The sequence below is a fragment of the Sulfuritalea sp. genome, from assembly GCF_031426875.1.
In the GTDB taxonomy this organism is placed as follows: domain Bacteria; phylum Pseudomonadota; class Gammaproteobacteria; order Burkholderiales; family Rhodocyclaceae; genus Sulfuritalea.
In genome coordinates, this window is sequence record NZ_JASJPC010000058.1 from 38,498 (window position 1) to 45,830 (window position 7,333).

Below are 7,333 nucleotides of genomic sequence, written 5' to 3' on the forward strand. Positions count from 1 at the left end.
GCTGAAGCCAATCCTCCGGAGATGGCGAAGCCATCGAACCGACGTCACCCCTTTCCGCGGGAAAGGGGGCGGGGGATAGGCAATCATTGTCATTTCAGGACGTCGGGATTGAGCAGGTTGGGCGGCCGCTGGCCGGCAAGCGCCGCAATCAAATTGTCAGCCGCCGTCATCGCCATCGCCATGCGCGTCGCCCGCGAACTGGAACCGATATGCGGCGTAAGCGCAACATTGTCGAGTTCGAGGAAGCCCGGATTGAACTTCGGCTCGCCCTCGTACACGTCGAGCCCGGCGCCCGAGAGTTGGCGCTGGCGCAGCGCCGAAATCAGCGCCTCGTCATCGACGATGCCGCCGCGCGCGACATTGATCAGGTGCGCCGTGGGTTTCATCAGCGCCAGTTCGGCGGCGCCGATGGTGTGATGGTTTTCCGGCGAATAGGGCAGCAGCAGCACCAGAAAGTCAGACTCGCGCAACAGGGTTTGCTTGTCCACCCAGGTGGCGCGGCATTCGGCTTCACGCTCCGCGGGCAGCGGCGTGCGCTTATGGTAGATCACCTTCATGTCGAAGCCCAGCGCGCGGCGCGCCACGGTCTGGCCGATGCGCCCCATGCCGAGAATGCCGAGCGTGGCGTGATGCACGTCGGAGCCCAGCCACTGGATGAACTGCCAGCCTTTCCACTCGCCATTGCGCAGCCAGCGTTCCGCCGCCGGCAGGCGCCGCGCGCTGGCCATCAGCAGCGCCCAGGCGAGATCGGCGGTGGTGTCGTCAAGCACGCCGGGCGTGTTGGTCGCCATCACGCCTGCTTTTGAGCAGGCGGTGAGGTCGATGTTGTTGTAGCCGACCGCGAAATTGCAGATCGCTTTCAGACCCGGCGCTGCGGCGATAACCTCGGCCGTGACCGGATCGGTGGCCGCAGTCAGGGCGCCGGCCTTGCCGGCCAGGCGCGCCTTGAGTCCTTCGACACCCAGCACCGCATCCGCCTGATTGTCATCGACTTCGAAATGCTGGCGCAGACGCTCCAGCACTTCGGGAAAGACTTCGCGGGCTACCAGAATTTTCGGTTTCATGATCCTTCCCGCTCAGTTTCCATAGAGCACACCGGGCAGCCACATGCCGATCTCGGGGAAGATGTAAAGCAGCGCCAATGCAAACACCTGAATGACCATGAACGGCATCATGCCGGCGAATATCTGATTAAGCGTCACGTGTGGCGGCGACACCCCCTTCAGGTAGAACGCTGCCATCGCCACCGGCGGCGAGAGGAAGGCCGTCTGCAGGTTGAGTGCGACCAGCAGCCCGAAGAACAGCGGATCGACGTGGAAATGCGGCAACAGGGGAATGAAAATCGGCATGAAGATGACGATGATCTCGGTCCATTCCAGCGGCCAGCCCAGGATGAAGATGATGAACTGGGACAGCAGCATGAACTGCAGGGGCGTCATGTTGAGCGACAGCACCCATTGCTCGACCAGATTCTGCCCGCCCAGAAGCGCGAAGGCCGCAGAAAAGATCGAGGAGCCGACGAACAGCCAGCAGACCATGGCCGAGGTCTTGGCCGTGAGAAAGACCGACTCCTTGACCACGCCGAAGTTGAGCTGCTTGTAGGCCGCGGCAAGAATGAAACCACCCGCCGAGCCGAGAGCGGCCGCCTCCGTCGGCGTCGCGAAGCCGAAGACGATACTGCCCAGCACGGCGAGGATCATCAGCGCCAGCGGGAAGAAAGATCCCAACAGCATCTTGAACACTTCGAGGCGAACGAAGGTAAAGATGGTGTAAAAGCCTACCGCACTGGTGACGCTGACGCCGAGCACGATCCAGTACCAGATGGGAATCGGCCGACGCTCTGCGGCTTCAGGAGTTATGCCTGCGGCAGGGCCGGGGGCGGTATCCACCGCGGACGGCGCCGGTGGTGCGGCGGCAGTTGCCGACTTGACCGGCTCCGCAGCGGCGTTGGCCGCAGGCAGTTCCTTGACGCCGTCCGCAGGGGGTTCCTTGAGGCCGTCATCGGCAGGCGGTTCCTTGAGATCGCCGCCCTCTTCCTTGGGTTCGGCCAGGCCGCCCTCTTCCTTGGGTTCCGCCAGGCCGCCCTCTTCCTTTGGCTCATCGAGCCCCCCGGAGGCTCCCTCGGCCGCCTCTTCGGCGATGCCGCCGCCCATTTCGACCAGGCCTGCGGCTTCGTTCGTAACCACGGGCTTGGTCGCCAGGTGCCAGGTGAAGCCCAGGAACAGTGCCAGCGCCATCGCCGGCAGCAGCGCTACGAATCCCTGCTTCGCAATCACTCCAGTACTGATGCCCAGGTTGCGCGAGCCCTTCAAAGCGCCGATCAGGCCCGGCAATACCCGGTGGCTGATCGCATCGCGCATCTTTTCGTTGGCCGCCGGCAGGTCGACGTGCCGCTCCTCCATCGGCAGTGGCGGCGCCAGGTGCGGCTTCCACTTGGCGACGATGATCACGTAACCGATATATAGGCTGGCCAGCATGATGCCCGGGAAGAAGGCACCAGCGTAGAGCTGCACTACCGATACACCCGCCGTGGCGCCATAGACGATCAGCAGCACCGAGGGCGGGATCAGGATGCCCAGACAGCCGCCGGCGGTGATCACGCCGGCCGAAAGCCGCACGTCATAGCCCGACTTGAGCATGGCCGGCAAGGCCAGCAGTCCCATCAGCGTCACCACGGCACCGACGATGCCGGTAGCCGTGGCAAAAATCGCGCAGGTCACCAGCGTCGCCACCGCCAGCGCACCGGGCACGCGCGCCAATGCCAGTTCCAGTGCGCGGAACAGTTTGGAAATCAGATTGGCGCGTTCGACCAGGTAGCCCATGAAAACGAACAGGGGAATCGAGATCAGCACGTCGTTGGACATCACCGAATAGGCGCGCTGCACCATCAGGTCCAGCGTCTGGCGCACGGCCAGATCGGGATTCCCGCTGCGATAGGCCAGCCAGGCGAAGAAAACGCCCATGCCCATCAAGGTGAAGGCGGTCGGAAAGCCAAGCATGATCGCGACCACCACCAACGAGAGCATCAGCAGGCCGATATGGCCGTTCTGCATGTTGCTCCAGGGCATGAAGATGACGGTAACGAGCAGGATCGCCGCCATCAGCGAGAAACCGAACCAGAGTTCCTTCCTGATCTTCATTTGGCCGCTCCGCCGTGGGCTGAGGAATGAGCCCCTTCCTGGGCGACGACGAAGCGGTCGAGTGCGGCGATATCTTCGTCCTTGACGTGCACCATTTCCTTGAGTTTCTCGACGTCGACTTCCTCGACGTCCTGCTCGCGCGACGGCCACTCGCCCTCACGGATGCAGATAACGCAGCGAATGATCTCGACCACCCCCTGCAGAAGCAGGAAAGCACCGGCCACAGGAAGAATGGTCTTGAAAGGGTAGACCGGCGGGCCGTCGGCAGTGACGTTCGAATGCTCGTTGATGGCCCAGGCCTCGCCGGCGAAATTGTAGCCGGCCCAGGCGAGCGCAAACACGCCGGGAATGAAAAACAGGAAGTACAGCAGCAGATCCAGGCTGGCCTGGACCCGCGGCGAAAAGAATCCATACAGAACGTCGCCGCGCACGTGGCCGTTCTTGGACAGGGTATAGGCGCCGGCCATCATGAACACGCTGCCGTACATCATGATCATGACGTCGAATGCCCAGGGGTGCGGGTTGTCGAACGCATAGCGCGAGATCACCTCCCAGGTGATCATGAAGGTAAGCGAGACGATCAGCCAGGAAAAGGCCTGGCCAATAAAGGTGCTGATCTTGTCTATCGTCAGCAGAATATTCTGAATTTGCATAGCTTGGCCTGCAGAAAAAAATCAACCACCCGGAGCCCGTCCGGATGGTTGAAGGATGATCATGGTACGGGAACTTCTCGACCCTTCTCTCTCAACCCTTCTTCTTGGGCGCAGCTGCCGCTTTTTTGCCTCCGAAGAAATGGCTTACGGCCATGCGGCGGCTGACGTAGGTGTCCTGGTCCCATTTCACCGCGCGCTCGGCGAACACCTTCTGCGAGGCAGCGATTTCCTTGAACATGGGGTTTTCCGCCGACTTCTTTGCCATGATGTCGGTCCACAGCGTGAGCTGCTTCTGCAGTACCGCATCCGGGGTCTTGTAGAACTTGACCTTGTCCTTGGTCTGGAGCTCGATGTAGTCCTTGGAATAGCGGTCGATCGCCTTCCAGGACATGTCGGCCGACGCCGCTTCCACCGCACCGGCAATGATCGCCCTCATTTTCGCCGGCAAAGCATCGTACTTGGGCTTGTTGAACATGATCTCGAAGGTCTCGGCGCTCTGATGGTAGCTCTGCAGCATGCAGACTTTGGACACGTCGGCGAAGCCGAGCAGGCGGTCGGAGGTGGCATTGTTGAACTCGGCGGCGTCGAGCAGGCCGCGATCCATGGCCGGCACGATCTCGCCGCCGGGCAGCGCATTCACCGCGGCGCCCATCGCCGTGAACAGATCGATCGCCAGACCGTTGGTGCGGAACTTCAGGCCCTTGAAATCCTCCGGTTTGGTAATCGGCTTCTTGAACCAGCCGAGAGGCTGCGTCGCCATCGGGCCGTAGAGGAAGGACTGCACCGTGGTGATGCCGATCGACGCGTAGAGCTTGGCCAGCAATTCGGCGCCGCCGCCGTACTTGTGCCAGGCCAGCAACATGTTGGCGTCCATGCCGAAGGCCGGACCGGAATTCCACAGCGCCAGCGCGTTCTGCTTGCCGTAGTGGTAACCCAGAACGCCGTGGCCGCCGTCCAGCGTTCCCTTGGACACAGCCTCCAGCAGACCGAAGGCGGGAACGACCGCACCGGCCGGCAGCACTTCGATCTTGAGGTCGCCGCCGGTCATGTCGTTGACCTTCTTGGCGAAGTCCAGCGCGTATTCGTGAAAAATGTCCTTGGCCGGCCAGGTGCTCTGCCAGCGCATGCTGATCGGCCCGGCCTGGGCCGCGGCGATCATCGGGAAACCCGCTGCTACGGCACCCACTGTGCCGGTGGCGGCAGCAGCTAGGAACTTGCGGCGGGACGGTTTTTGCTCGGTCTGCTTGGTATCGGACATAGTCTCCTCCTGGGATAATTTGAGATTTGGCAGTCGCTGGGCTATTGCCACGGCGATCTGCGATCCTGTTTTTGAACCATCGGTGCTGCGACTGACGAAGGCACTTTACCAGAAAGAGAATTTGTCTGACAATAGGACAACTATTAATATTTATCCATGCCGACCACACCCCCGAAAACTACGGAACCGGGCTCCGAACTAAGCCGCATCGCTCGGCCCTTGCGCCTTTCCGAAGAGGTTTCCGGTGATCTGCAGCGCCGTATCGCACGCGCTGAGCTGAAACCGGGAGACCGGCTGCCGACCGAAAAGGCGTTGGGCGACGCCTTTGGCGTCAGTCGTGCCGTGGTACGCGAGGCGATTGCGCGGCTCAAGGCCGACGGTCTGATCGAAACCCGTCAGGGCTCGGGGGCCTTTGTCGTCGAGGCGCCCAAAACCATCAACCTGCGCTTCTGGCAGGGCGCGGGGCCGGAACTCGACGAACTGCGCGACATCTTCGAACTGCGGGCCATGGTCGAGGGCGCCGTGGCCGAGTTGGCGGCGCAGCGCCGCGATGAAAGCGACCTGAAGACCATGGCCGAACATCTGCAGGCGATGGACGAAGCAATGGCCGCCGGCCACGACGGAACGGAAGCGGACGACAATTTTCACATCGCGCTGGCCAGGGCCACGCACAATGCCTACGTCAGCCAGTTGGTGGAATTTCTTGGGCGCCATTTTTCCGATTCGCGCAAGCTCTCCTGGCAGGGAACGCGCCGCGAATTGGCTCACCCGCACGAAGCCCAGAACGAGCATCGCGCCCTCTTCGACGCCATTTCGCGCGGCGACGCCGAAGCGGCGCGCCGCTGTGCACAGGAGCATCTGCGCGGTACCGCCGGCCGCTTCGGCATCAAGCTGGCACTCGATCTCGACAGAAACCCGCCAATGCCGGAAGAAACCCGTCGCAAACGCTAAACTGGCGGCCGCGCCCATCCCCGCATAACCACCTCCCCACTCCCCACCTCCATGCTCGACATTTCGACCGCCGCATTCTGGATCGCCGTACTGCAAATAATCCTGATCGACATCCTGCTCGGCGGCGATAATGCCGTAGTCATTGCGCTGGCTTGTCGCAAACTGCCCGACGAGCAGCGCAAAAAAGGCATTTTCTGGGGCGTCATGGGCGCCATTGGCCTGCGCATCGTGCTGATCTTCTTCGCCCTGCAACTCTTGGCGATGCCCTGGCTCAAGATCGTCGGCGCCCTGCTGCTGTTCTGGATCGGCGTCAAGCTGTTGCTGCCCGAAGATGAAGGCCATGGTGACGTCGCCGCATCGACCTCGCTGGCCGGCGCGATCAAGACCATCATCGTTGCCGACGCGGTGATGAGCCTGGACAACGTCATCGCCGTGGCCGGCGCCGCCAACGGCAGCATGCTGCTGGTCACCCTCGGCATCCTGGTCTCGATCCCGATCGTGGTCTGGGGCAGTCAGTTGGTGCTGAAGCTGATGGACCGCTATCCGATCGTGATCGATGCCGGCGGCGCGCTGCTCGGCTGGATCGGCGGCGGCATGATGGTTTCCGATCCGGCCGTGCCGGCCGGGCTGCTCGACGGCATACCCTATGTCAAGACGATTGCGGCGACGATCGGCGCCGCGCTGGTGGTCGCCATCGGCAAATGGCTGTCGCTGCGCTCGACGCCGCGCGCCGCTGTCGAACTCACCACCGAGGATAAGAAATCATGACCAAAAAATGGCTGGTACCGATCGACGGCTCCGAGATCGCATTGCACTCGATAGACTGGATCATCAAGCACGCCGCGGATTGCCGCGAGCCGCCGCAGATCCTGCTGATCAACGTCCAGGTGACGCTGCCCAACGATATCGGCCGCTTCATCAACGCCGACACGCTGCGCGAGTTTCATCTCGAAACCGGCATGGCGGCGCTCGCCGCGGCGCGCGACCGGCTGGTCGCCGCCGGGCTCAGCCCTGAATTGCACGTCATGGTGGGCGACCCGGCATCGACCATCACCGAATTTGCCGACAGCCACGCCTGCAGCCAGATCCTGATAGGTACGCACGGCAACAGCGGACTCACGGGCACCTTGCTGGGATCGGTGGCGATGAAAGTGGTGCACCGGGCGAAAATACCTGTGCTGTTGATCCGCTGATCCCCGCTCCCGACCAAACCGGCTGCAGTCGCCGGCCGATTCGGCGTCAAACGGCCACGCGAACCCCGCGTGGTCAGCGCACACCTAGCAGCCTGTCGGACTTCACCAATGTTATGCTATAATCATAGGCATTGAATC

At 62.3% G+C, this 7,333-nt stretch carries 7 protein-coding genes; 3 read left to right on the forward strand and 4 right to left on the reverse strand.

Annotation, left to right across the window (positions count from 1 at the left end; genetic code table 11):
* Positions 1-89 precede the first annotated feature (89 nt).
* The 4 genes from RMO95_RS21115 to RMO95_RS21130 form a co-directional block, all read right to left on the reverse strand.
* Complete coding sequence (locus tag RMO95_RS21115) at positions 90-1,064, reverse strand: D-glycerate dehydrogenase (protein ID WP_310452659.1); 975 nt, start codon at positions 1,062-1,064, stop codon at positions 90-92.
* Between the two features lie 12 nt (positions 1,065-1,076).
* Positions 1,077-3,140, reverse strand: coding sequence for a TRAP transporter large permease subunit (locus RMO95_RS21120; protein ID WP_310452660.1), 2,064 nt, complete (start codon positions 3,138-3,140; stop codon positions 1,077-1,079).
* A complete protein-coding gene (locus RMO95_RS21125; RefSeq protein ID WP_310452661.1) occupies positions 3,137-3,793 on the reverse strand; it encodes a TRAP transporter small permease subunit in 657 nt (218 codons plus the stop codon). Before RMO95_RS21125 ends, RMO95_RS21120 begins: the two co-directional genes overlap by 4 nt.
* A gap of 91 nt (positions 3,794-3,884) precedes the next feature.
* Positions 3,885-5,051 carry a C4-dicarboxylate ABC transporter gene (locus tag RMO95_RS21130; RefSeq protein WP_310452662.1) on the reverse strand — a complete coding sequence of 389 codons (1,167 nt, stop codon included), beginning with the start codon at positions 5,049-5,051 and terminating at the stop codon, positions 3,885-3,887.
* 156 nt (positions 5,052-5,207) lie between these two features.
* Between RMO95_RS21130 and RMO95_RS21135 the strand changes: the two genes are divergently transcribed.
* From RMO95_RS21135 to RMO95_RS21145, 3 genes are read left to right on the forward strand one after another with little or no spacing between them, the layout of a single operon-like run.
* Positions 5,208-6,002: a FadR/GntR family transcriptional regulator gene (locus RMO95_RS21135; protein ID WP_310452663.1), complete on the forward strand. Its 795-nt coding sequence runs from the start codon at positions 5,208-5,210 to the stop codon at positions 6,000-6,002.
* A 51-nt stretch (positions 6,003-6,053) separates the two neighbouring features.
* On the forward strand, positions 6,054-6,770 hold the full coding sequence (locus tag RMO95_RS21140; RefSeq protein WP_310452664.1) for a TerC family protein: 717 nt from the start codon (positions 6,054-6,056) through the stop codon (positions 6,768-6,770).
* A complete protein-coding gene (locus RMO95_RS21145; protein ID WP_310452665.1) occupies positions 6,767-7,195 on the forward strand; it encodes a universal stress protein in 429 nt (142 codons plus the stop codon). Before RMO95_RS21140 ends, RMO95_RS21145 begins: the two co-directional genes overlap by 4 nt.
* Positions 7,196-7,333 lie beyond the last annotated feature (138 nt).

What these genes read in the sequence shown, in the direction of transcription:
- RMO95_RS21135 (WP_310452663.1), top strand. Translation starts at nt 5,208, where the DNA reads ATGCCGACCACACCCCCGAAAACTACGGAACCGGGCTCCGAACTAAGC.
- RMO95_RS21145 (WP_310452665.1), top strand. Translation starts at nt 6,767, where the DNA reads ATGACCAAAAAATGGCTGGTACCGATCGACGGCTCCGAGATCGCATTG.
- RMO95_RS21115 (WP_310452659.1), bottom strand. Translation starts at nt 1,064, where the DNA reads ATGAAACCGAAAATTCTGGTAGCCCGCGAAGTCTTTCCCGAAGTGCTG.
- RMO95_RS21125 (WP_310452661.1), bottom strand. Translation starts at nt 3,793, where the DNA reads ATGCAAATTCAGAATATTCTGCTGACGATAGACAAGATCAGCACCTTT.
- RMO95_RS21120 (WP_310452660.1), bottom strand. Translation starts at nt 3,140, where the DNA reads ATGAAGATCAGGAAGGAACTCTGGTTCGGTTTCTCGCTGATGGCGGCG.
- RMO95_RS21130 (WP_310452662.1), bottom strand. Translation starts at nt 5,051, where the DNA reads ATGTCCGATACCAAGCAGACCGAGCAAAAACCGTCCCGCCGCAAGTTC.
- RMO95_RS21140 (WP_310452664.1), top strand. Translation starts at nt 6,054, where the DNA reads ATGCTCGACATTTCGACCGCCGCATTCTGGATCGCCGTACTGCAAATA.